This window comes from Helicobacter mesocricetorum (assembly GCF_900198605.1).
Lineage (GTDB): Bacteria > Campylobacterota > Campylobacteria > Campylobacterales > Helicobacteraceae > Helicobacter_D > Helicobacter_D mesocricetorum.
The window spans coordinates 1-23,458 of record NZ_FZPJ01000034.1; the positions used below are offsets into that span (position 1 = coordinate 1).

The 23,458-nt window shown below is 34.5% G+C and carries 21 protein-coding genes; 5 read left to right on the forward strand and 16 right to left on the reverse strand.

Annotation, left to right across the window (positions count from 1 at the left end):
- Positions 1-36: 36 nt before the first annotated feature.
- The 6 genes from asnB to C6H18_RS06915 are packed head-to-tail and all read right to left on the reverse strand — an operon-like array spanning position 37 to position 7,330.
- The gene (asnB, locus tag C6H18_RS06890) at positions 37-2,046 is read right to left on the reverse strand and encodes an asparagine synthase (glutamine-hydrolyzing) (RefSeq protein WP_104722372.1); all 2,010 of its coding nucleotides are present in this window, start codon (positions 2,044-2,046) and stop codon (positions 37-39) included.
- On the reverse strand, positions 2,046-3,221 hold the full coding sequence (locus C6H18_RS06895) for a DegT/DnrJ/EryC1/StrS family aminotransferase (RefSeq protein WP_104722373.1): 1,176 nt from the start codon (positions 3,219-3,221) through the stop codon (positions 2,046-2,048). Before C6H18_RS06895 ends, asnB begins: the two co-directional genes overlap by 1 nt.
- A complete protein-coding gene (locus C6H18_RS06900) occupies positions 3,205-3,933 on the reverse strand; it encodes a transglutaminase domain-containing protein (protein ID WP_104722374.1) in 729 nt (242 codons plus the stop codon). The genes C6H18_RS06895 and C6H18_RS06900 overlap by 17 nt, the downstream gene beginning before the upstream one ends.
- On the reverse strand, positions 3,933-4,124 hold the full coding sequence (locus C6H18_RS06905) for a hypothetical protein (protein WP_104722375.1): 192 nt from the start codon (positions 4,122-4,124) through the stop codon (positions 3,933-3,935). The genes C6H18_RS06900 and C6H18_RS06905 overlap by 1 nt, the downstream gene beginning before the upstream one ends.
- A gap of 18 nt (positions 4,125-4,142) precedes the next feature.
- Positions 4,143-4,973, reverse strand: coding sequence for a radical SAM/SPASM domain-containing protein (locus tag C6H18_RS06910; protein ID WP_104722376.1), 831 nt, complete (start codon positions 4,971-4,973; stop codon positions 4,143-4,145).
- The gene (locus C6H18_RS06915) at positions 4,970-7,330 is read right to left on the reverse strand and encodes a glycosyltransferase family protein (RefSeq protein WP_104722377.1); all 2,361 of its coding nucleotides are present in this window, start codon (positions 7,328-7,330) and stop codon (positions 4,970-4,972) included. Before C6H18_RS06915 ends, C6H18_RS06910 begins: the two co-directional genes overlap by 4 nt.
- 183 nt (positions 7,331-7,513) lie before the next feature.
- Here C6H18_RS06915 and C6H18_RS06920 point away from each other — a divergent pair, with 183 nt between their 5' ends.
- Together C6H18_RS06920 and C6H18_RS06925 are read left to right on the forward strand one after the other, a co-directional pair.
- The gene (locus C6H18_RS06920) at positions 7,514-9,064 is read left to right on the forward strand and encodes a flagellin B (protein WP_104722378.1); all 1,551 of its coding nucleotides are present in this window, start codon (positions 7,514-7,516) and stop codon (positions 9,062-9,064) included.
- 43 nt (positions 9,065-9,107) lie between these two features.
- Complete coding sequence (locus tag C6H18_RS06925; protein ID WP_104722379.1) at positions 9,108-11,057, forward strand: motility associated factor glycosyltransferase family protein; 1,950 nt, start codon at positions 9,108-9,110, stop codon at positions 11,055-11,057.
- A 15-nt stretch (positions 11,058-11,072) separates the two neighbouring features.
- Here C6H18_RS06925 and C6H18_RS06930 read toward each other — a convergent pair whose 3' ends face one another.
- The 3 genes from C6H18_RS06930 to C6H18_RS06940 are packed head-to-tail and all read right to left on the reverse strand — an operon-like array spanning position 11,073 to position 13,907.
- Positions 11,073-11,996 (reverse strand): Ppx/GppA phosphatase family protein, encoded by a 924-nt coding sequence (locus C6H18_RS06930; RefSeq protein ID WP_104722380.1) that lies wholly within the window; start codon positions 11,994-11,996, stop codon positions 11,073-11,075.
- 4 nt (positions 11,997-12,000) lie between these two features.
- Positions 12,001-13,236 carry an ATP-binding protein gene (locus C6H18_RS06935; protein WP_104722381.1) on the reverse strand — a complete coding sequence of 412 codons (1,236 nt, stop codon included), beginning with the start codon at positions 13,234-13,236 and terminating at the stop codon, positions 12,001-12,003.
- 2 nt (positions 13,237-13,238) lie between these two features.
- Positions 13,239-13,907, reverse strand: a complete 669-nt coding sequence (locus tag C6H18_RS06940) for a response regulator transcription factor (RefSeq protein ID WP_104722382.1) — start codon at positions 13,905-13,907, stop codon at positions 13,239-13,241.
- A gap of 213 nt (positions 13,908-14,120) precedes the next feature.
- Here C6H18_RS06940 and gltX point away from each other — a divergent pair, with 213 nt between their 5' ends.
- The 3 genes from gltX to C6H18_RS06955 are packed head-to-tail and all read left to right on the forward strand — an operon-like array spanning position 14,121 to position 17,359.
- Positions 14,121-15,440: a glutamate--tRNA ligase gene (gene gltX / locus C6H18_RS06945; RefSeq protein WP_104722383.1), complete on the forward strand. Its 1,320-nt coding sequence runs from the start codon at positions 14,121-14,123 to the stop codon at positions 15,438-15,440.
- Position 15,441: 1 nt separating this feature from the next.
- A complete protein-coding gene (locus C6H18_RS06950) occupies positions 15,442-15,735 on the forward strand; it encodes a YggT family protein (RefSeq protein WP_104722384.1) in 294 nt (97 codons plus the stop codon).
- A 10-nt stretch (positions 15,736-15,745) separates the two neighbouring features.
- Positions 15,746-17,359, forward strand: a complete 1,614-nt coding sequence (locus C6H18_RS06955) for a lytic transglycosylase domain-containing protein (RefSeq protein ID WP_104722385.1) — start codon at positions 15,746-15,748, stop codon at positions 17,357-17,359.
- Here C6H18_RS06955 and C6H18_RS06960 read toward each other — a convergent pair.
- From C6H18_RS06960 to C6H18_RS06990, 7 genes are read right to left on the reverse strand one after another with little or no spacing between them, the layout of a single operon-like run.
- Positions 17,356-17,931, reverse strand: coding sequence for a phosphoribosyltransferase family protein (locus tag C6H18_RS06960; protein ID WP_104722386.1), 576 nt, complete (start codon positions 17,929-17,931; stop codon positions 17,356-17,358). The genes C6H18_RS06955 and C6H18_RS06960 overlap by 4 nt on opposite strands.
- Positions 17,931-18,512: a dTMP kinase gene (gene tmk, locus C6H18_RS06965; protein WP_104722387.1), complete on the reverse strand. Its 582-nt coding sequence runs from the start codon at positions 18,510-18,512 to the stop codon at positions 17,931-17,933. The genes C6H18_RS06960 and tmk overlap by 1 nt, the downstream gene beginning before the upstream one ends.
- Entirely contained in the window at positions 18,497-18,994 is a 498-nt protein-coding gene (gene coaD, locus C6H18_RS06970; RefSeq protein ID WP_104722388.1) for a pantetheine-phosphate adenylyltransferase, read from the reverse strand. The genes tmk and coaD overlap by 16 nt, the downstream gene beginning before the upstream one ends.
- Positions 18,995-20,008 (reverse strand): dihydroorotase, encoded by a 1,014-nt coding sequence (gene pyrC / locus C6H18_RS06975; protein WP_104722389.1) that lies wholly within the window; start codon positions 20,006-20,008, stop codon positions 18,995-18,997. It abuts the gene before it with no gap.
- Between the two features lie 2 nt (positions 20,009-20,010).
- Entirely contained in the window at positions 20,011-21,381 is a 1,371-nt protein-coding gene (locus tag C6H18_RS06980; protein ID WP_104722390.1) for a phosphomannomutase/phosphoglucomutase, read from the reverse strand.
- Positions 21,378-22,610 carry an aminofutalosine deaminase family hydrolase gene (gene mqnF, locus C6H18_RS06985; protein WP_104722391.1) on the reverse strand — a complete coding sequence of 411 codons (1,233 nt, stop codon included), beginning with the start codon at positions 22,608-22,610 and terminating at the stop codon, positions 21,378-21,380. The genes C6H18_RS06980 and mqnF overlap by 4 nt, the downstream gene beginning before the upstream one ends.
- Positions 22,610-23,455 carry a mechanosensitive ion channel family protein gene (locus C6H18_RS06990; RefSeq protein WP_233704094.1) on the reverse strand — a complete coding sequence of 282 codons (846 nt, stop codon included), beginning with the start codon at positions 23,453-23,455 and terminating at the stop codon, positions 22,610-22,612. Before C6H18_RS06990 ends, mqnF begins: the two co-directional genes overlap by 1 nt.
- Positions 23,456-23,458: the final 3 nt, after the last annotated feature.

Consider the following 23,458-nt stretch of genomic DNA (forward strand, 5'->3'; position numbering starts at 1 on the left):
CTACAAATATTAAGATTGATGAGGGAGAAGCGAATATCAAGCTTTACGCAAATAAATCTCACACCATTCATTGAAGTTTAATAACGACCAAATTAGTAATCGGTAATTATGCTCCCCTCTTAAATGGCTACTTACCAACTCATAGCAAGTGTTATAATCCAAAAATTCAAAGAGTAAAGAATCCTTACAAAATAACTTTTCCTTGACAAATGCCATACTCTCCCCGCTAAACCAACTGCTATCTGGGCTAGAAAATCCCTTTTTTGCTCCCTCTACAACCTCTTTTGGGATAAATGTACTCACCATTTTTCTAAAAATCCTTTTATTGTTTTTGGTTTGCAAAAATCGTATATTATTCTTTTGAATCACACTATTTTCATCCACCCTCTGTGGATTATCCCTTAAAGAAAGCTTCAAAGAAAGTGGAATCTTTTGTGCAAAATCCACTAAATCATTATCCAAAAACGGCACTCTACTCTCTAAAGAATGTGCCATAGAAAGTTTATCTTCGACCACTAAAAGCCCGTGTAAAAAGGTTTTTGCCTCAAAATACAAAGAATTATTAATATACTCTTCCTCACAAGTTGGATGAGTGTTTGCTCGCCTTAGGACATTTTCAAAAATATCTCTTGTCCAGACACTATCGACTCTATTGGCAATAGGTGCAAAAAGTTTTTTGAGCCAACTATTAGGAACAAGCCTTTGCCAAAAAACATAATACTCCTGCACATAACTCTTAAAATCTGGATTATCCCCTCCTCTATAATATCTCCAAGGATACCCGCCAAAAAGTTCATCTCCTCCACAACCAGACAATACAACTCTCACAAATTTACTTGCTAACTTCGCGGCATAAAAGTTTGGATAACTCTGCCCTACTCTTGGCTCTTCTAAATGATAGCTAAAGTCCCTTAGACATCTCTCCATATCTCCACTTTTTAATACCATCTCATAATGCTCTGTTTTAAACAAATACGAAAGATATTCGCTAATCTCTCGCTCATCAAATCCAAGCTCAATGCCCTTAGCAGAAGTCAAATCAAAGCCGACAGAAAAAGTATTTAAATAAGGCAAAAATCTCGAAGCAACCGCACAAATACTACTACTATCAATGCCCCCGCTTAAATAACTCCCCACCAAAACATCGGCTTGTAACTGCCTTTTAACTGCTTGAGTAAATAAACGCTCTAGCTCAACAATATATTCTCTCTCATCTTTCAAACACCAAGAATCCTCAAAACAAAAATCCCAATATTGCCGCTTAATACATTCCTTACTCACTAAATCTATCTCTAAATAATGCCCTGATTCTAGCAAAGAGATATTTTCAAACAAAGTCTTGTTAGTAAAAATATTTTGGAAGGTGAAATACTCTAATAATGCTTCATAATCAAGTTTCCCACCCCCCTCATAAGCCAAAATCGCCTTAGCCTCACTCGCAAAAATAAGCTTTTCATTATCTATTTGGTAATAAAGAGGTTTGATTCCATACCTATCCCGCACCAAAAAAAACTTCTTTTTAAAATTATCATAAAGGGCAAAGGCAAACATTCCATTAAACTTATGCACGCACTCAATGCCCCATTTTGCATAGGCATAGAGAATAACTTCTGTATCGCTTTTTGTATAAAATTGATAGCCTAACTTCTCTAATTCTGCACGAATTTCTTTAAAGTTATAAATCTCCCCATTATAACTCACCCAAAGATTCTTAGATAAATCACTCATTGGCTGATGTCCTGCAGAAGTAGTGTCGATGATAGATAGCCTACGATGCCCTAAGAAAATATCCCAATCGTGCGAATTTATCTCTTGAATACTAGCTTTGTCTTGAATGGAGGGCAAAAAGGGCGAAAGAGATTTAAACTTTTCATCGCAGAATGCTTGATGAAAAGAAACTTTTATATTATGGTGTAATCCAGTATGAAAAAACAAATAACCCGCATCATCAATCCCTCTGTGTTGCAATAAATCAACCATTTTAACAAGATTATTCGTCGCAATAGGGCATTTGTTAAAAGCAATAACGCCCACGATTCCACACATTAGCTAAATACCTTTTGAATGCCTTCTATCACATAAGAAAACTCTGTTTCACGCATTTGCGGATACAATGGTAAGGAGATAGAAAGTCTATCAGCGGCTAAAGAGACTAAAAAATCCTCCTCTTTTAAAGAATATTTATGGTGATAATAGCCCAAAGTATGAACTGCGTGCGTGCCTTGTCTTGTAGATATTCCTAGAGATTCTAACTTTTGCATTAAAAGATTTCTTTTTTTGTTGTATTTATCAATCATCTCTAAAGTCAATCCCTCATAAGAAGGTGCAAAAAGTGCGACATAGCTTTGATAGCTGTGTGTAAAGCCCTCTGGAGTTTTGGGCAAAAGCAACAAAGGAAAATCTCTCAAAGCCTCATCATACCATCGTGCGATTTTTCTACGCTCTTGCATAATCTTTCGTGCCTTTTGCATTTGCGTTACACCCAAAGCCCCTTGCATATCTGTAAGTCTATAGTTATAGCCTAAAGTATTAAAATGTGGCAACAAAGAACCCCCTTCCTCTAAATGCCGCTCTAAGTCTGATTTACTTGCTCCGTGATCCCTTAAACACCTTACTTTCTCTGCGAAAGTTTTAGCATTTGTAGCCAACATCCCCCCCTCACCTGTACTAATAGCCTTTCTAGGATGAAAGCTAAAACAACCGCAATCCCCAAAGCTTCCACTATGCCTATCTCCAATCCAAGAATCAAAGCCACAAGCACAATCCTCAATCACTTTAAGCTGATATTCTCTAGCTATCTCCATAATTTTAGGCATATTCGCACAAAGCCCAAAAAGATGCACAGGCATTATAGCCTTGATATTATCCTTAGCGACAATCTCTTCAAGCTTTTGGACATCTAAATTAAAGCTTTTTAAATCAATATCACAAAATATCGGGGTAGCCCCTGTGTATTCAATAGCATTTGCAGAGGCAACATAAGTAAAAGAAGGAACAACTACCTTATCACCTGCACCAATCCCAAGTGCGACTAAACTCAAATGCAAAGCCGTCGTGCAATTACTACAAGCCACTGCATAGGGTATTTTAGTATGCGTAGAAAATTGCTCTTCAAACTCTTTGACAAAAGGACCTTGCACCACCCAACCACTCTGCAAAGGCTTTATTATAATCTTCTCATCTTCTTCATCAAAATAAGGCTTACTAATAGGGATTTGCATTATCTTCTCCATAAAATTTCGTCAAAAATTCCTCTTTGGATAAAACCTTATAATAAGATTTTTGTCGCTTATCTTGCATTAAAGGATGATTTTTAAAAGGATTTTGCGCATCATCACAGACAAACATCTCATAAACAGGATTTTCTGAATTCATAAAGACATTATATGAATCATACCAATCCTTTAAATTCTTAGGAAAATCTAAGCTATAAAATTCTGCTAAAAAGCCATTATTTTGCAAATATCCTCTCTGTGTAGTGCCATAAGCCATACCACTACTTGAAACACTCCCCTCACACATAGGCTTTAGCTTACTTGAATAAAACCCATTATGGAGAATAATATCTTTTAAAGAGAGGTATTGATTCTTAGCATCAACGACAAAAACCTTTCTGTCAAAATCAACCAATATCCATTGATTATTCACAAAAACCTCATTAATCACATGCCCACAATACTTATTGTTATGACAATTCAACCCCACAATGCGACAAGGGATTCCAAGAAATTGCAAAATCTTAAAAATACTTGTTGCAGTAGGTCCGCACTCCATTAACACATTCCTAAAAACTGCCCTTTGCATCCACTGATCCAAAATGCAATTATGATCGGTATAGCCGTGCATAAAGATTCGAGCCAAAGCCGCAAAAAGCTCAAAAATCTTTTCTTGATACACAATCACCTGAAAAGAGCGGGAACTACTATAATCCATCACTCTATATAATCCCTCTTTTGAGAGCAAAAGCCCCCCCCCCGCAGAGTAGAGCTATCCCAAAGAGTATAATACCCGGGCTTTACTACAAGCGCATTTGGCAAATCACCCAAAGAATCTCCACCATCCACACACACCTCTGCACTGACATCAACCGCATTATTTATAGAAAAATACAAAACTCTAATCATCTATCACCTCATATTTTATTAATTAAAGATTTTATGGATTATTTGTCCATTTTTCTTATTCCACACTTCCCCACAAGTATGCCCACTCCATTGATCGCAAGGATCGCAATGCTTATCGGGATACTCCTGTCTTATTTTTTGCATTATCTTGCTATGCCACACTTCTTTAATGCTAGATTCTTTTAAGTTCATCTCCTTGCAAGGCTCCCAAATATGATTACAACGGCTAAAATACCCATCACTGCTCACCACAAAAGTATGCACGAGCTTTGGACAAAAATGACGCTTTTGATGCTTTTTTTCACCATTTTTGCCAAACTCTCCACCAATGGTGTGTTGCTTATACAAGCGCACACTATCAAACTCCAAAAGGCTAGAATCCCTCACGCAATCTTGGAGATATTTATTAGTCGTTTTTTCGGTATCGACAAAGGAGATTTGAAAGGTCGTTTGAGAATCTTTTGGTTTATTTTGAATAAGTTTTAAGGCATTTTGATAGCCAATGTCTGTATGGATACTAAAAGTAATAAACTCACATTGATAAAAAATCCTGCAATTCTCCTCACTCATAAAATGCCCATTTGTCGATAAATGTATTCTCAATCCCTTATCAATAGCATATTGAAGCAAAGGGACAAAAAGTTTATGCAAACAGCTCTCCCCCCTCCAAAAAGGCAGCACGACCGCCTTTGGGTTTTCTTGCGCTACCTCATCAACCAATCGTAAAAAGAGATTCTCCTCCATATAGCCATCTTTTTCACCAATATAATGTCTAGGACACATAAAACAAGCAAGATTACAAAGCGGGGTAAGCTCTAACACGATACGAGAGGGGAAAGATTGAATCATTTAGCACCTAGAATATTTTGAATCTCTCTCATACATAATCTTTGCCGAATCTTATGTAATTCTTGTAACTCCATAGCAATAGCTTTTGCAATCTTATTTCTAAGTTTAGAGTTATCAATCAATGAAGATAAAAATTCCCTATATTGCTTAGGAGTATAAGCAAAAGTTTGGCGGAATATACCTGCACTATTGCCACCATCTTCTTCGAAAATATCAGGATATTTAGGAAGAAACACCGCATAAAGATCATTATAAATTTCATTGTCTTTATAATAAGGCAAAAGTCTAAAAACAGGTTTCTTGACAAATACCCACGCACCCCCAACAAGATAAAGAGACTTTTCTTTAACTTCCAAAGTCGTATCGGTTAAAGTCTCAATATTACAATCATCTTCAACCTCTAAAATTTCACATTTTAACTTTGGTAACTTTGATAACGCTGGTCGATTTTTCTTAGGACAGAGCAACACCATATCGCTTAAATCCAATAATTCACTAAGGTTTTTTAATTTCTCATCTATTTTATCCATATTTTTAATATAAGTTAAAACTTTAGTAGAATACTTTAGTGCTACAAGTTTTTGGGGATAATTTTGCTTTTGAAATCTATCATAATACCCTCCTAAATCAAGGCATATCCAAGCCTTTCCCTTAGCCATAAACTCACTTAAACTCTCACCTTGATCCAGTGGAAAAGTGCTGCAAAAAATATCAATAATGTGTCCATAAATATGCGGATTTACAAATCCGGGCATAAAAAATCTCTCGCTAATACCTAGTTTTTCTACTTTTTCTCGAATAACTGGGATATTCCCTGTTCCTGCCGCAATAAAAATCGTATTAGGAAACTTTTTCATCACTTGAGCTATACACTGCAAATATTCCTCACTATCAACCTTTACAAGCCTTCCAATAACTCCAAGCACTATGGTATCTTTTGTAATAGGGTATTTTGTCCTCTCTTGCTCTATTACTTCTAAATCACAAGGGGGATTATAAAATTTATCAATATCCATAGGAACATTAAAACTTCGGATTTCATAAGGACTTTTGGGTAAAAAATGACTTATCCTCACATCAATCCCTGCTATATCATACACCCCATTGCCATGACTCCAAAAGATTTGTTTAGGAGCGCTTCTAGTGGCAAACAAAAAATCACTAGCATCCATACCCACCGTAGAGATTAAAATATCAATCCCTTCATTAAAAATAGCCTGTCTTAAAAGTATAGCTCTTTGCAAATGAGAGTAGTAATAAGTGTGTTCAGTAATAAACCTAAAAGCAGGAGAAATTACGGGGATACCAATTTGGCAAAAACTCTGCATAGTGGGCATAGCATCTTGACTTTTTTGGATATAGGACATAGAAAAAACAATAATTTCGTATTTTTCTTTAAAAGATTCATCTTGCATTAACGCCTTGCACAAAGAATACTCCACCTTATAAGGAGAATTTTCTACAATCCTATCTTTTAAGATTCCAATACGAATCTTTCTCCCTTGACTATTATCGATTTTTTCTTTGCATTTTGGCAAAGTTTTGCCATACTCGATATAATAAGTCTCCATAAGCTTCACCACTTCATCATTATACCGCTGCCAATCCTCAATCCCTTTAGCAGAGTTTCCAAACTTGTGATAAATATAAAACTGCACATACATTGCTAAATCAAGATTCCCCATCTCTAGGAACTTCTTTAAAGCTCCTAACCAACAAGGATAATTATCCACCCATTTAAGATTATTCAGATAATGCTTCACATTCCAAAAGCAGTGCATACTCCACAAAAAAACACTTTTTTTGTGTTCATCATCAAGTCCCCAGTAATATTCCCCCTCTAAAGCCTCTCTTTGAATCTTTAAAATCCATTCAATGGGGATTTCATAATAAAATAAAAAACTTGTAGCAAAAGGATCTAGCTCTATCATATAATTTTCACGAATGCTTAAATAAATGATATTAGAAAAAAAGCTCTCCATAGCTTTCTCTCTTTGCCCATTTAGCAAATAAGCCACACTTAAAAAATCAATAAACAAAAGTTTCTCATAATCTGATAAAGTAGTATCTCTTACATAGGGCAAACACATCTGGATATATTTCTCAAACCTCTCATCCTTACAAGCCTCATCAAACAACCCATAAGCCCACAACAAATCCCGCTCTAGCACATCGCCTTTTAATAAGACTATTTCTAAAGCTTTATCGCGCAAAAGCTGGATAATCTGCGCTTTTGCCTCTGTATCCAAGCCCTCTTGCCACTCCTTGCCAAATGCGCGCATAAGCATTGATATTTCTTTTAACTCTTGTTTGTTTGTTGCTACCTCTAAACGAGTGAAAATCTCTTGTGTTTGCATAAATAATCTTGCCACTTTTTAATTTTGTTAAAAATCGTCGCATTCTAACAAAACTTTCATAACACTTCCTTTAATCTTTAAAGAGTTCAGCACACTAAATAGCTAAACATTGGAGATAAAAACAAAAGTGGAATAGCAATTGCTTTTTATCCATTTTAAAAATATTTTTGCAAAGGATGCATAATGAGTTTTAGGATAAATACAAATGTTAATGCGCTAAATGCACATACTTCTGGTATCGTTACAAACAGGAATATGTCAGAAGCCCTAGAAAAACTAAGTTCTGGTTTAAGAATCAATAAAGCAGCAGATGATGCTTCGGGTATGGCAATTGCTGATAGTTTGCGTTCTCAAGCATCAGCACTAGGGCAAGCAACAAGAAATGCTAATGATGCCATTGGTATGATTCAAACTGCAGATAAAGCTATGGATGAGCAAATCAAAATTTTAGATACTATTAAATCCAAAGCCACACAAGCCGCACAAGATGGTCAAACTACCACCACAAGAAACGCACTTCAAAGCGATATCTTGCGTCTCTTAGAGGAATTAGACAATATTGCAAATACCACGAGCTTCAATGGTCAGCAAATGCTCTCTGGTGCTTTTACCAATAAAGAATTCCAAATTGGTGCGTATTCTAATACAACAGTCAAAGCTTCTATCCAACCAACAAACTCTCATAAGATAGGGCATGTCCGCTATGAAACAGCAGCAGAAATGTCTGTAAGTGGGGGTGCTAGTAGCTTTAATGAAGTTACATTAAATTTCCTTAATACCGATGGAACCAATAACTACTCCATAGAATCTATAAGAATCTCTACAAGTGCTGGAACCGGTATTGGGGCTTTAGCAGAGGCTATCAATAAAAACTCTGATGTTTTAGGAGTTAGGGCATCCCATAAGGTTATGGGTCAAGGAGCGCAAGCTATTGGTTCTGGAACTATTCGTGGATTAATTATTAATGGAATTGCTATTGGGGATATTAATGATGTCCAAAAAAATGACAACGATGGAAGATTAATCAATGCTATTAATGCCCAAAAGGAAAGGACAGGGGTTCAAGCTTCTTTAAGTATCTCTGGGGCATTGCAACTTACAAGTAGGGATGGTAGAGCTATTTCTATGCAAGTTACAAGCGGTTCTTCAATTATCGGGGGAGGCTCGTTTGCTGGTGCTTCTGGGACAGACCATGCTATTATTGGTCGCTTAACACTCATCCGCTTAAATGCTAGAGATATTCTAGTCTCTGGAACAAATTTCTCGCAAGTTGGTCTTCACTCTGGTGCAGCCAATATTCAAACTGGTTCGGGATTAGCTCAATATACTGTTAATCTAAGAAGCGTTAATGGAGAATTTAATGCCAATATCGCTTCTGCTATTGGAGCTAATGCTAATACCTCCATAGGAGTAGTTAATGCCAATGGAATTGGAGCAGGAGTTACAAGCTTAATAGGGGCAATGGCGGTTATGGATATGGCACAATCCGCACAAGAGCATTTAGATAAGATTCGTGCAGATTTAGGTTCTGTGCAACAGCAACTTGTGGTAACTATCAATAACATTACCGTAACACAAGTCAATGTTAAAGCTGCAGAATCTCAAATCCGCGATACAGACTTCGCAGAAGAATCATCAAACTTCTCAAAAACAAATATTCTAGCGCAATCAGGAAGCTTTGCTATGGCACAAGCCAATCAAGTCCAACAAAATGTTCTTAGACTCTTACAATAACACATAGGCTCTTATGAGCTTATTTTATTCTTAAAGGATTCCTATGTCCCAACATCTAAACCCAAGATTTGAAAAAAACTTGAAAGCCCTTCATCAAAAAAATCCCCTCTTAGCAGCTCAACTTAAAATCTTAGAGCCTAATAAAAAATATGAGGTTTATATCGGTAAAGATCCTCTTAATATCAATATTTACGATAAAGAAAATAAAATTGCTATTTTTCATAAAGAACCCTTGGTAGAAACTCAAGAAAAAATGCAAGAGTTTGAATCCTTTAAACTTTATCCTTTTTTGTATTTTTTTGGTATTGGAAATGGTGTCTTTTTTAAACTTTTACTTCACGAGAAAAATATTGAAAAAATTTTTGTTTTTGAACCCGAGTTAGAAATCCTTTATATTGCACTCAATTTTGCAGATTTTGAAGAAGAGATTCTTAGTGAGCGATTAATGCTTTTTTGGACAAAAACAAGCAATTTTGGGGCTTTAGATCAATATTTAGTCAAAGATGGGCAATGGATTTATTCTAAAATTTATAACTTGCATATTTTTAATAATTACTATGGAAGATATTCTCAAGAATGCCTTGATATGAATGCCATTATCACAAGAAGCTTTGAACATCATGTGATTTCCGTAGGGAATGATTCAACAGATGCCCTTATTGGATTAAATCATCATATTTTAAATCTCCCAGAGCTTATTACCACACCTTCTTTTAAAGAGCTACTTCATAATATTAAAAACACCAATACTGCTGTCATTGTTTCAACAGGACCTTCACTTTATAAACAACTACCGCTTTTAAAAGAATATGCCCCCTATCTTACTATTATAAGCGTTGATGCTTCTTATCCAATTTTAACCAAATACGGAATCAAGCCTGATGTTGTAACAACCCTAGAGAGAGTAGAACTAACTGCAGATTTTTATCTTAAAACACCATCACAATATCAAAAAGATGTTATTTTTGCTATTACAAGTATCGTAGATAGTGCTACTACAAATGCTATTACACGAGGGATTAAAACTTATAGTATGCGCCCATTTGGTTATACCCGCTTCTTTGATTTAAAAGAATATGGCTATGCAGGCATTGGTATGAGTGCGGCAAATATGGCTTATGAAATTGTTGTATTAGCACGATTTGAACATTGCATTTTTATAGGACAAGATTTATCTTTCTCTCCTGAAGGCAAAACACATTCAAAAGATTCACTTTTTGGCGAGAAAGAAGAGCAATACCTACAAAAAGAAAATATTTCAGAAAAACTTCTTATCCCAGCTTATGGAGGAAATGGCTATGTAGAGACTACTCCTGTTTGGAAAATGTTTTTAAACTTCTTTGAAAAAGATATTGCAGAAACTCCCTATGAGCTAGAAATCATCAATGCAACAGAGGGGGGAGCTAGAATCCAAGGAACTAAAGAAATGCCATTTAAAGAAGCATTAAAATCTCTCTCTAAGAAAAAGAAAAAACCAATTTCTTTAAAACCCCCAACAAAGCAGCAAATCAAAGACAATGAAAAACTCATTAAAGCCAAAATCAAAGAATTTTTAGATTATGGCTACAAAAAGAAAAAAGATGTTGAAAAGCTCTTTTTAAAAGTGGTTAAAATGACTGAAGAACTAGAAAGGTTAAACAAAGAAAATAAATTAGAAAAAATCAATTTTAAAAAAATGGATAAACTCTTAGAAGAGATTGATGATATAAAGAATCTTTTTTTAGAAGATAAGTTTATTAAAATATTCTCCGATGCGGTGCAATCTTACATTGTGCATCAAGAATTAGAATTTGCAAAAATTGCCACGCGTCCAATGAGGACTATTATTGATAAACAAGTCAAACAAATTGATTGGATTTATGCGCATAAATTCTGGCTTTTCTCACTCGCAGGAGGAATGGACGCCACCTTAGAAGTTACCAAAAAATCTGCTCAAACTTGGATGAAACTTCCCGCAAAATATCAAGATTGCAAACAAGATTCCACTTCCTAATCCTAAAAGGGTGGATTAAATCTTGCCATATACTCTAGCTATCACAGCACCTTCCCTTAAACCCTCATCAATTACTAGCACTTCCATAAATCCTAAAACCTCCATAAAAGATAAGAATAATAAAATCCCAAAAGGCACAACATCAGCCTTAAAAATGCCCCACAAAGATTCCCTTTGTTCTTTGGGGAGCAATAGAAACTTTCGTAATTCTTCCTCAAAATCACTCCTTTGAAGCTCCATTGCAAAAATCTTTTTGCTATCATAAGTTTTCAACCCAAGCTTCATCGCACAAACACTCGTAGGCGTTCCACTATTGGCGACTAAAAACTTAGCCACTCTGCCTTCTTTAGCATTTTGCTTAATAAAGTCTCCAATAGGTTCTATAATCTTTTGCTTATGAGCTAGAAAATTCTCCATAGTCTCATACCTCTCTTTGACGCTTACAATCCCTATGGCAAAACTTTTTGCAAAAATACCTTTGTTGGTGCAGAAAATAAACTCACTGCTTGCTCCGCCCATATCAATTAGCAAAAAACAATCTTGCTTATATTTCAAAGATTTTTGCGATAATTCTAAAATCGCCCTTTGGGGTGCTAAAGAAGTAATAAAAGATTCCTCCTCCCCAGAAATCACTTCAAAGGTAATATGAGTAACTTTCTTAATGGAATCTAAAATAAAATCTCTATTTTTAGCCTCTCTTAATGCTTGTGTGCTAAGGGCTATTACCTCATCATCTTGAGAAATTTTTAAAACTTCTTTTGCTCTTTTTAAAGCTTTAATAATACGGCTTAATGCCGCTTCCCCTATAATCTTATTCTTCTCTAAGCCCTCTGCTGTCCGTATCGTCTCTTCGTATTCCCCTAATACTTGAAATTCTTCATTCATCCGCACACATCGCAAAGAATTGCTCCCTAAATCTATCCCGATATATTCTTTCATAGTCTTACTTGTGTATCAAAAAATAAAAAATATGCTTATGGTCTTGATATTCATACATAAGTTGCATATTATGCAACTCCAAAATTCCTCTAACAATACTAAGACCAAGCCCATAACCTGCTATTAATTCGTGATTTTTATCCCTATAAAAAGGCTCAAAATATTCTTGCATATCCTTTTGTAACCTCTCCCCTTGATTGCTAACTGCTAAAACAAATCCTCCCTCACTCTCTTTAGCGATAATTCCAATCTTGCCCCCGCTTCTATATTTTTTAGCATTTTCAATAAGATTCCTTAAGGCAATTGCTAAAAAATCCAAATCTCCATAAATTTTAAAATTTTTAGAAATCTCCAAATTTAAATCTTCTTCTTGTAAAAACGAAGTCTCTAACGCTCTTAAAATTAAAGTTTCTACAAAAAAATCTTTTTTATCTAGCAAATCTCTACCTTCTTGAATTCTCTCAAAAGTCAATATTTGGCTTGTGAGATTATCAAGATTCCTAATACATTTAGAAACAATAGGTTTTTGGGTATTTGGAGGCATTAACTCCAAAGCTAATTTTGCTTTTGATAGCGGTGTTTTTAACTCATGCCCAATATTACGCAAAATAAACTCTCTTGTAGTAAGAAGCTTTGAAATCTTTGTCGTCATAGCATTAAAGCTCTTTGCTAAGAGTGCTAATTGTGGTTCTTTTGGAATGGGGATCTTAATATTGTAATTCCCTTTTGTAAATTCTTCCAAAGAAAAGCGCAAAATCTTCATAGGATGCAAAATAGCCAAAATTATGGCAAAAGTAAGAATTAAAACAAAAAAATCCAAAAATATCCACAAATTCGCATCATTGCTAATAAACTCTTTAGAAAAATCCTTCTGTGCGATATAAGTATCCCCTGAATACTCTAACATAAAGCCATAATTTTCTTGAAATCTAAAAATCTTTATTAAAGTCAAATCATTGCCATACCCATAAACAATATGGGCATCAGCTTCCATCTTCTCCACCCTTGAAAATCCATAATACTTTACAAAGGATTCTACAAGCGTTTTATTGCCATTAATGAATTCAATCATTGATTGTTGGGCTAAAAGGGCAACTTGGGTAATAATGCTTTCTTCATTTTGCTTTAAACTTGCGACACTAGAATAATAAGCAATCATAGCATTTAAAACCATAGAAATAAGAAATAAGCTATAAATCTGCACAAACAATGAAGGCATAAATTTAGAGGTTATTTTCATTTTCACTCACAAAACTTATACCCAATCCCCCAAACAGATTGGATATATTTTGGATGTTTGGCATCATCTCCTAGTTTTGAGCGCAAATTTCTAATATGTGTATCAATACTCCGCAAAGAAGAATTACTATCAATGCTTGAAATGGCTTGCGCTAGAGATTCTCTGGAATAAGGCTTCCCTTTATGGGTAAGCAAAAGGCTTAAAATTTCAAATTCTGCTGGAGTTAAATCCAATAAATAACCCTGCAAACTAACCTTGTGCTTCATTGTATCTAATTCTAAATCCTTATAAATAATCACAGCATTTGTAGAATAACGTTTTAAAAGCGCATTAATCCGAACAATTAGCTCTAAGGGTTCATAAGATTTTGCCAAATAATCATCAGCTCCACATTCAAAACCTAACACCTTACTGCTAATATCCCCTCTAGCAGAAGACATAATAATAGGCAAATCATTGATTTTGCGTATTTTTTTACAAAGCTCTAAGCCATCCATTTCAGGCAACATAATATCTAACACAGCTAAATGAAACTTCTCTTTATTCTCTAACATCTCCAAAGCTTTATTGGGACTATCCGTAGCTACCACCTCCATACCGCTTTGTTTGAGATATCCTATGAGTAATCTTTGCATTTCTAAATCATCTTCTACTAATAAGATTCTATACATTAATCCCCTCTATACATTCTCACTAAAGTCTTCATAAAAGCATTAAAAGACTAGCAAGTTTCTTAGAATTTTAACATTACATTTTAAAAAAATGAAGTCCTTATTTTAAGAATCCATAAACTCTAATTTTTCCCAAAACTAAAATAATTTGTAATTTTCTTTATGGTAAAATCCCAACCTAATTAAAGTCTATACCATCAATAAAGGTCTTCTATGCTTCGATTTGCACCAAGCCCAACAGGTGATATGCACATAGGAAATTTACGCGTAGCAATTTTTAATTACATCTTAGCACAGCAAAAAAACGAAAAATTTCTCTTAAGGATTGAAGATACAGATACAGCAAGAAATATCAAAGATAAAGATAAAGATATTATGTTCTTACTTACACTCTTTGGGATTAAATGGGATACCCTCATCTATCAAAGCCATAATTTTCAGCATCATCGACAATTAGCAGAATACCTAATCGCACAAGGCAAAGCCTTTTATTGTTACTGCACCAAAGATTTCTTAGAACAAAAGCGTCAAGAAGCTAAAGATAAACACCAAGCTTTTCGTTATGATGATAATTGGGCTACACTCCATAAAGAAAGCAATAATCATCCAGTTGTTCGACTAAAAAGCCCCAAAAAAACCCTGCGCTTTCAAGACATTATTAAAGGAGAGATAGAATTTGCAGGGGAAGAGATTGATAGCTTTGTTATCTTAAAAGAAGATTTAACCCCCACTTACAACTTTGCTTGTGCAGCAGATGATATACTCTATGATGTAGATTATATTATACGAGGGGAGGATCATGTTAGCAATACCCCCAAACAAATATTAATCCATCAATACCTCAATTATTCTAAAAATATCGCTTTTGCGCATTTGCCTATTTTGCTAAACAATCAAGGCAAAAAGATGAGCAAACGCGATGATGCCTCTAGTGTGCAATGGCTACTTGATGAGGGATTCCTACCACAAGCTATTGCTAATTATTTAATTTTAATAGGCAATAAAACACCACAAGAAGTATTTACCCTAAAAGAATCCATTGCTTGGTTTGATATTTCCAAAGTAGCCAAAGCTCCAGCAAAATTTGATTTAGACAAATTAAGATTTTTAAACCGCGAACACTTTAAACGAATGAATGAACAGGATTTAGCTTTGCTTTTAGGCTATAAGGATATAAGTATTGGAGCCTTAGCAAAACTTTATTTACAAGAATCTAGCACACTCAATGAATTGCGTCAAAAAATTGATAAAATCTTTGTTAAAAAATCACTACTTTTAAAAACAGAAAATCCAGAATTCCAAAAAGAAATTCTTGACTTACAAAATATTCTTCTAGCAATGCTAGAGACTATGGATAAACAACACATTTCTTATGAAGACTTTAAAAATGAAGCCATAAAACATTCTAATCTTAAGGGTAAGCATTTTTTTAAACCTCTAAGGTTTTTATTAACAGGTGCTAGCAATGGTCCAGAACTTAGTGATTTATTCCCAATTTTAAGATTTTTTTTACAAGATATTTTAAGGAGGTAAGATGGTCTTAGGAACTTTTATTGAAGCAGTGGCACAAATTTTAAGTATGATAATAAATTTTTACATTTGGATTGTCATTATTGCAGCTATTATTTCTTGGGTAAGACCTGATCCTTATAACCCCATTGTGCAAATTCTCTACAAACTAACAGAGCCACTTTATGCAAAAATTCGCTCTTTTATCCCAACCATTATCGGGGGGATAGATTTAACACCATTTATTATCATAATAGCTTTACATTTTATTAACGCTTTTTTTGTCAAATTACTTTTTAATCTAGCAAGAAGCCTCTAAAGGAATACTAATGAAAAAACTCTTTCTTCTTTGCCCTTTCTTTTTTATTTTCACCTATGCTAACACCATTACTTTAGATTATCTAAAAAAACAGCCCAATGGAATCTCTCGTGATTTCTATATTTGGCTTTATTTGCAACAAAATATTACCCCCAAAGAAGCCTTTGAAGCCTATCAACTCGCCAATAGAAAAAACCAGCAACTCTTTGGGCTTTATTACAAAAAAGGAGACAACAAAACACTCTCCCGCAAAACACATTGCGAACAGATGAATTTACAAACACTTCTTAAGCAAGATTCCCAATGTATTGCGTATGCGCTTACACTCAAAAAAGCAGAATCCCTTGATAAACAAAGCCTACTAAATTTAGCAAAAAAATTATCTACTACACACTCTGCCCTATCTAAAAATATAGAGATTCTTTCCTCTAACAACCCTTTTAATCGCCTCATTAAAACAAATGCCAACGATTTTGCAGATTTCTACCTTAAAGTTAGTTCAAACTATCGCCATAAGCTCAATCGACCCATTCCTGTAAATATCTTAAAGGATTATCTCAAAACACAAAGCGCACTTTTTCAAAAAGCCTTAAGGCATAGTATTTTAAACCCTACTATGCAAAGATTCAACAAATCTCTTATTCATATCAATCCACAAGAAGTTCTCCCCTACATTGACGCAGAAGCTGCTTTTTACTTAGGATTAAATGCTGCAAAATACAATAAATATCAAGAAGCCTTAGCATTTTTTAATCACTCTGCACAAAAGGCAAAATATGCGTTTTATAAAAATCGCGGAATTTTTTGGGCTTATCTTATTAGTCAAGATACGAAATATTTACAAGCATTAACACAATCTAAAACCTTGGATATTTATTCCCTTGCAAGCTTAGAGCTTACCAATGCTAAAGCGCAATTTACGATTGTCCGTGATATAGATACCAATAATGCCCCCGCACAATGGAATATACACAATCCTTTTGAGTGGCAAAGAATTAGAGATTCTTATAAAACCTCACAAGATAAAACGAAACTTTTAGAAAAAGTAAATTACACCAACACAAAGGCTCATTATACCTTGCTAAATAGGCAACAAGAGATAGAATATTTCTTGATGCCCTATAAAGAAGTCTTCTCGGCTTTTTCTCACGATAAACAAGCACTTCTATACGCATTAGGAAGACAGGAGAGCCTATTTATCCCTACTGCTATTTCAACTTCCTATGCTCTAGGTCTTATGCAGCTTATGCCTTTTAATGTAACAACTATTGCCAAAGAATTAGGAGAAAGCGATAAAATTGGCTATCTTGATATGTTTGATCCAGCCATTAATGTTCCCTATGCAGAATACTTCACACGACCCTTAGTGCGCGAATTTAAACATCCACTCTTTGTCTCTTATGCCTATAATGGAGGACCGGGATTTACCCGTAGGCTCTTGGAGAAAAACTATCTTTTTAAGAAAAATAATCCTCTTGATCCTTGGTATAGTATGGAGATGATTCCTTATGAAGAAACAAGAACTTATGGAAAAAAAGTCTTAGCAAATTATGTGATTTACCAACAAGGCTTTGGTAATGATGTAAAATTGCTTGACTTATTGCATAAAACCCTCATTTATTAAGTGTCAGCATCACTTAAAACAAGTGCCATTAATACCTTGCCCCCAGCATATTCTATGCTTCTTTTTGCCTCTTGGAGTGTCAATCCTGTGGTAATAATATCATCAATTAAAATAATTTCCTTGCCCTCAACATTTCTTTGCAAAATAAAGTTTCTTGGATTATTCTGACGAAACTTTAAATCTTTTCCTGCATAAGACACATTATTACGCGCAAGAAGTGTATGAAAAAGTGGTTTTATCCCCAACTTTTTTAAATGCTTTAAAAAAATCGCATTGTGCGCATACCCCCTAAAACCTACTTTATCATCAATACCTATTCCATAAGCATTCAAAGGTATTTTTAAAGAATCCTGTAAATAAACAATCGCCTTATAGCATAAAATCTCATAGATTCTATGCCCTATAAGATGGTATTTTGCTTGTAGTAAATACTGAATATGGGAATATTCATAAAAACTATAAACCCTAAAATCAGAAGGAAGCTGACGCAATTTTGGAGAGATATTAATTCCATCACAACAAAGCGAACAAAAAACACCAAAACACCATTTACCACAGAGCAGACACCGCATTATTGCTCAATAAAAGCGATAATTTTTTGTGTAATTTCCTCTCTTGGCAACGCACCATCTAAAGTCAAAGCTTGCAGAGATAAATGCAGAGATAAGTCTTTAATGATACTTTGGAATCTTTTTTGGGATTCTAAGAGATGGTTTAAGCCTCTTAATTCTATCTTGTCATTCTCTTTATGATTTAAACGTCTTTTTAATTCCTCTTCTTGCAATTCTAAAAAAATCACTTTATTGGGTAAAACCCCCTGTGTTGCAAAAAGATTAAAAGTCTTTAAAATCTCTAAATCAAAGTCCTTAGCATAAGCCATACCGGAGATAAGACTCCTATCTGATATGATAAGTTTATGAAGATTGGGTTTTATAACTTTTGCAATAAGCTCTGCTCTATCGGCTAAAAAAAGCAACATTTCCGTCCTACTATCTAAGATAATAGAATCTTCTAATAAAATATCCCTAAGCTTCCTTCCAAGCTCTGTCCCTCCGGGTTCAAATGTAAAAATTGCCTCTTTAAAAACATTTTTTAAAGCTTGTAATTGTGTGCTTTTACCACTTGTATCAATCCCTTCTAAGGCAATATACATTGATTCTCCTTAATAAAATCCCTCACAGATTGTGGCACCAAATGAGAAATATCTCCATTATGCAATAAAATCGAGCGGACAATCGTTGAGCTAATAAAGGCATTTTGCAAAGAGGGCATCAAATAAATAGTCTCTAAAGTTTCATTTAAAGAAGCATTGGCATAACCCATTTGTAATTCGTATTCAAAATCACTTACAGCTCTAAGTCCCCTTATGAGGATATTTGATCTCTGTTGCCTAGCTAAATCCGCTACAAGATTATCAAAGCTTAATACCTTCACTTCACAAGCAATCTCTATATCTGCTAAAGCAAGATTTACCATCGCAAAACGTTTCTCTACACTAAAAAAAGGATTCTTACTCTCTGATTTTGCCACAGCAATGATTAAGCCATCAAACAACAAAGAAGCTCTCTTAATAATATCTAAATGCCCATTAGTAATAGGATCAAAAGTTCCGGGATAAATCGCAATTCTTTGCATTTATGCAACACTCCACTCTAAAGTTTCTCCAGCTAACATTGGCACCACACCATAGCATTCTTGCGGGATTGTCATAGGCTTTTTACAGAGTTTGACACTTTTTTGACTAAGAGGTAATTGATAAATCTTATGCGCATTATGGCTGACAAAAGATTCTAATTTCTCTAAGACGTTTTTGGACGCAAAAGTTTGTGCCAAAAGAGGCAATAAAATAGGTGCGCTAAAAATTCCCGCCGCACCTTTTGAACTCTCTTTGGCACTTCTTAAATGAGGCGCAGAATCACTTCCAAAAGAAAATTTAGAATGCGCACTTAGAGCTACTTGCAAAAGGGCTTCTTGGTCTTTTTTGGTTTTTAAAATAGGCTTACAAAAATAATGAGGATTTAACATACCTCCAACGACATTATCTAAGCTTAATAGAATATGGTGCAAGGTAAGGGTAGCAAAGAGATTCTCATATTTTTCCACTAAAGCAATAGAGCGATGATCGCTTAAATGCTCAAAAATAATTCGAAGTTTTGGAAAATTCTTGGCTAAAGCTTCAAAAACAGGATGAAACTCCACCTCTCTCTCCATAACAAACCCATTACTCTCCCCGTGGATACTTAATACCATACCAAGACTTTGCGCAATCTCTAAAATCTCTAAAACCCTAGAATCTAAAATCTCTTTAACACCGCTTTCACTGCCCGTAGTTGCACCTTTTGGATAAAGCTTTAAAATAAAAATCCCCATTTCTTTAGCCCTTGTTAATTCTGCTTTATCAAGAGAAGGAGTAAGATAAAGACTAATAAGTGGCATAAAATTCTCAATCCCTTGCATCTTACAAGCTTGTAGGATTCTCTGTTTATAGGCTATTGCTAAATCGACATTTACAATGGGCGTTTGCAAGTTTGGCATAACTAATGCTGAAGCAAAATTTTGCGCTGTGTATTTTATGACATTTTCTAACATTTCTCCATCACGGAGATGAAGGTGCATATCAAAAGGTGAGTTCAAAGTCAATGTTTCCAAGCTTATCCTTTAATGGTTTCTAATAATTCTAACAATTTTTGTTGATAAATTTCTTTGAATGCCTCACTCTTTGCTTCAAAACGCGTTACAAGCACGGGAGTGGTGTTACTCGCCCTAATTAATCCCCAACCCTCTTTAAAAATCACGCGAATACCATCAATAGTGATAATATCCATTATTTCAGGAAAATCCTTAGGAGGGTTTTTAAGGGCTTCTCTTAGCTTATCTATAAGTAAAAACTTCTCTTCATCAGAAGCGGGTATTTTTATCTCATCTGTTGCATAAAGCTTAGGAAGATTACCAAGAATCCTATCAAACTCCATTCCCTCTTCTTTTAAAAGCTCTAAAACCCGCAAAAGAGTGTAAGTAGCATCATCATACCCAAAATATCTATCATTAAAAAAGATATGCCCACTTACTTCAAATGCCATATGCGCATTCTCTTCTTTTAGTTTTACTTTTAAGTTACTATGCCCTGTTTTATACATAATAGCTCTACCTATCTTGTTAATGCTCTCATACATATTTAAAGAGCATTTTACCTCTCCAATTACAATAGGATTAGGAATCTTATACGCAAATATAATGGCTAACTCATCGCCTTTATAAACCCTCTCTCCCTTAATCACAGCCAATCTATCACCATCTCCATCTAAAGCAAACCCAACACCTCCATTTCTAGCAATATTTTTCTTAACATCTCTTAAGTTTTCTTCTTCGCTAGGGTCTGGATGATGATTAGGAAAGTTTCCATCGGGTTCAAAATAAAGTCCGTTATAAGGAATTTGCAATTTATCCAGAATCTTTTTAATCCCAACACCTGCAATTCCATTTCCACAATCAATACAAAGCGGTAAGCAAAAACCTTTTAAATGCTCAAATTCTTGAACCAAAAAATCCACATATTTATCTAATACATTCAATGCTTTAGGTTTAGTAGCTATAAACTCTAAAGAATCCAAAACATCAAACTTCTTCTTTAGGGCATTAATCTCCTCTCCAAAAAAAGGTTTTTTAAAAAAAGTTGTTTTAAAGCCATTGTATTGTGGAGGATTATGTGAGCCTGTAATCATCACATTGCCATCTAAAGCCAATCCATCAAAATCACAAAAAAGCGAAAAATAACCAATAGGCGTTGGAATTTCTCCTAACCCATAAGGTATAGCACCACTTCTAGCTACTCCACTACAAAACCAATCAAAAATTTTTTTAGAATGCACTCTAGCATCATAACCAATGCCAAGATTCTTTCCCCCCTGTTTTTGTAGTTCCATTCCCAATAAATAACCAATCTTAACGACATTTTCTTGATTTAATTCTTTTTCAAAAATACCCCGAATATCATATTCTCTAAAAATTGTTAATACGCTCACATATCACCCCTTAAATTAATCTCTTCTCCTGCAATATACAAAGCTTCTGCAGTTTTTGCTTGCAACAACAAAGAAAGGGCAATTTGCTCCCTTGCTTCCACCTTAAACACTGCAAAATCTGGTTTATAGCCTGCTTGCAAACTCCCTATTTTAATGTTACAACTCTTCCCTGCATAATAAGTAACGCCTAAGAGTAATATTTTTGCAAGTTCTTCTAAATCGTATCCTTTATAAGCATATAAAGCAACCCTTAATTCATCTAAAAGGGAGAGTGTATCATTAGAACTTTTACCATCTGTCGCAAAAATAGGGCTTATACCCACCTCTTGACAAAGACTTAAATCAAGCAGGGTATTATTTAATAACCGATTAGACTTTGGGCAAGAAATCAATCGCCCTCCTAAGTTTTTAATCTTTTGTAATTCGTCTTTATTGGCTTGCAAACAATGCACAAAATAAGGTTGTAATTCTTTAAAAGAATCCAAGAAAGCTTCAATACTATAAAAAGGTTGCATTGTAGTATGAAAAAATTTCTTAAAAAAATCTCTAAAATAACCCCTTTTATGCTCTAGCCATTCCCTTTCTTCATAAGATTCTAAAAAATGAATACTAAGGGGTAAATTTTCTTGTTTTGTTAGGGTAAGAATTTCAGAGAAAAGCATAGGATGAACAGAATAAGGAGAATGGATAGCTAATGCAGGAAAAAATCGTTCAGAGGCAAATTCTCTAGAAGCATTTAGACGCATTAGAGTATTTTGGTATAAAGCCTCCACCATTTCTGCCTTAGACCCTATAACTTCGTTAAAATACAAAACCCTTAAAGGGCTATGGGCTAAAATCTCTAAATCATATCCATAGCTACTAATAGCCCCAACAAATCCAATTCCACTTTGCAACAAATGCTTAATATCCTTTTGCATCTCTTTCTCTAAATTACCACTCATAAGCAAGTCTCTATTGACAATTATGCTATCTAACCATCTACCAAAATTCCCAAAATTTAAAATACCCTTATTTTGAGCGAATTCTAAATGTAAATGTAGGTTGCAAAGTGCAGGAGTTATAACGGATTGTTTATAATATTGTGTATTTTGGGGAGATTTTTTGACAAGCTCATTATATTCTCCAATTTCTAAAATCTGCTCTTTATCAAATAAGATTCCTGCATTTTTGAGTATCTCAAACTTTTCATCACATATTAAAAGAAAATCCGCACCAATTAACTGCATTATTGTCTATCTTTAATAATCGGAAATTGTGTGGGATTAATATTAATATCAAGCTTATTATAAGGAATCTCAATACCTTTCTCATCAAAAGCCATCTTGACTTTTTGAGTAAGAATTATCTTAGCTCTAAAATAATGCTCACTTTTTACCCAAAAGCGCACCACCAAATCTATACTACTTGCATTAAGCGCATTCACACCCACAACAGGTTCTGGCTCACTTAATACAATCTCATCTTCTTTAAAAATACTCTCTAAGACTTGCTTTGCTTGTAATATATCACTCTTATAATCTATCCCAAAAATCAAATCCATTCGCCTTGTTTGATTAGCATTAATATTAACAACAGGGGATGAGATAATAGAGGAATTGGGCAAAATAACCATCTGATTATCTAAAGTTGTAAGCCTTGTTTCAAAAAGATTAATAGAATCCACTTTTCCTGTAATAGAACCTACACTAATAGTATCACCTCGATTAAAAAACCTTAACACAACCAACAAAATACCCGCAGCTAAGTTTGTTAAAGAATCTTTTAAAGATAAGGCAATAGCCAACCCTGCTGTCCCTAAAACTGCGATGATAGAAGTTGTCTTTACTCCAAGATTTGTTAAAGCTGTGATAATTGTTAATAACAAAACACCCACAAAAATAACATTCTTAAAAAATATTCCCAAAGTTTCATCTCTTGTAACTTTCTTTAAGAGTTTTGCAATATATTTTGAAAGAAGTTTTGCTAAGATATAGCCAAAAAACAAAATTAAACTAGCACTCACTAAGTTAGGCGCAAAGCTAATCAACAACTCCATAACTTTATCAGAAACTATTATCATCTTTGTTTCCATACT

Excerpts from the sequence above, each read along its gene's own strand:
- C6H18_RS06940 (WP_104722382.1), bottom strand. The coding sequence starts at position 13,907 with ATGTATAGAATCTTATTAGTAGAAGATGATTTAGAAATGCAAAGATTA.
- C6H18_RS06895 (WP_104722373.1), bottom strand. The coding sequence starts at position 3,221 with ATGCAAATCCCTATTAGTAAGCCTTATTTTGATGAAGAAGATGAGAAG.
- C6H18_RS06905 (WP_104722375.1), bottom strand. The coding sequence starts at position 4,124 with ATGATTAGAGTTTTGTATTTTTCTATAAATAATGCGGTTGATGTCAGT.
- C6H18_RS06925 (WP_104722379.1), top strand. The coding sequence starts at position 9,108 with ATGTCCCAACATCTAAACCCAAGATTTGAAAAAAACTTGAAAGCCCTT.
- gltX (WP_104722383.1), top strand. The coding sequence starts at position 14,121 with ATGCTTCGATTTGCACCAAGCCCAACAGGTGATATGCACATAGGAAAT.
- C6H18_RS06930 (WP_104722380.1), bottom strand. The coding sequence starts at position 11,996 with ATGAAAGAATATATCGGGATAGATTTAGGGAGCAATTCTTTGCGATGT.
- coaD (WP_104722388.1), bottom strand. The coding sequence starts at position 18,994 with ATGCAAAGAATTGCGATTTATCCCGGAACTTTTGATCCTATTACTAAT.
- C6H18_RS06915 (WP_104722377.1), bottom strand. The coding sequence starts at position 7,330 with ATGCAAACACAAGAGATTTTCACTCGTTTAGAGGTAGCAACAAACAAA.
- mqnF (WP_104722391.1), bottom strand. The coding sequence starts at position 22,610 with ATGCAGTTAATTGGTGCGGATTTTCTTTTAATATGTGATGAAAAGTTT.
- C6H18_RS06950 (WP_104722384.1), top strand. The coding sequence starts at position 15,442 with ATGGTCTTAGGAACTTTTATTGAAGCAGTGGCACAAATTTTAAGTATG.
- C6H18_RS06910 (WP_104722376.1), bottom strand. The coding sequence starts at position 4,973 with ATGATTCAATCTTTCCCCTCTCGTATCGTGTTAGAGCTTACCCCGCTT.
- C6H18_RS06990 (WP_233704094.1), bottom strand. The coding sequence starts at position 23,455 with ATGGAAACAAAGATGATAATAGTTTCTGATAAAGTTATGGAGTTGTTG.
- asnB (WP_104722372.1), bottom strand. The coding sequence starts at position 2,046 with ATGTGTGGAATCGTGGGCGTTATTGCTTTTAACAAATGCCCTATTGCG.
- C6H18_RS06920 (WP_104722378.1), top strand. The coding sequence starts at position 7,514 with ATGAGTTTTAGGATAAATACAAATGTTAATGCGCTAAATGCACATACT.
- C6H18_RS06955 (WP_104722385.1), top strand. The coding sequence starts at position 15,746 with ATGAAAAAACTCTTTCTTCTTTGCCCTTTCTTTTTTATTTTCACCTAT.
- C6H18_RS06935 (WP_104722381.1), bottom strand. The coding sequence starts at position 13,236 with ATGAAAATAACCTCTAAATTTATGCCTTCATTGTTTGTGCAGATTTAT.
- tmk (WP_104722387.1), bottom strand. The coding sequence starts at position 18,512 with ATGTATATTGCCTTAGAAGGGATTGATACAAGTGGTAAAAGCACACAA.
- C6H18_RS06960 (WP_104722386.1), bottom strand. The coding sequence starts at position 17,931 with ATGCGGTGTCTGCTCTGTGGTAAATGGTGTTTTGGTGTTTTTTGTTCG.
- C6H18_RS06900 (WP_104722374.1), bottom strand. The coding sequence starts at position 3,933 with ATGGATTATAGTAGTTCCCGCTCTTTTCAGGTGATTGTGTATCAAGAA.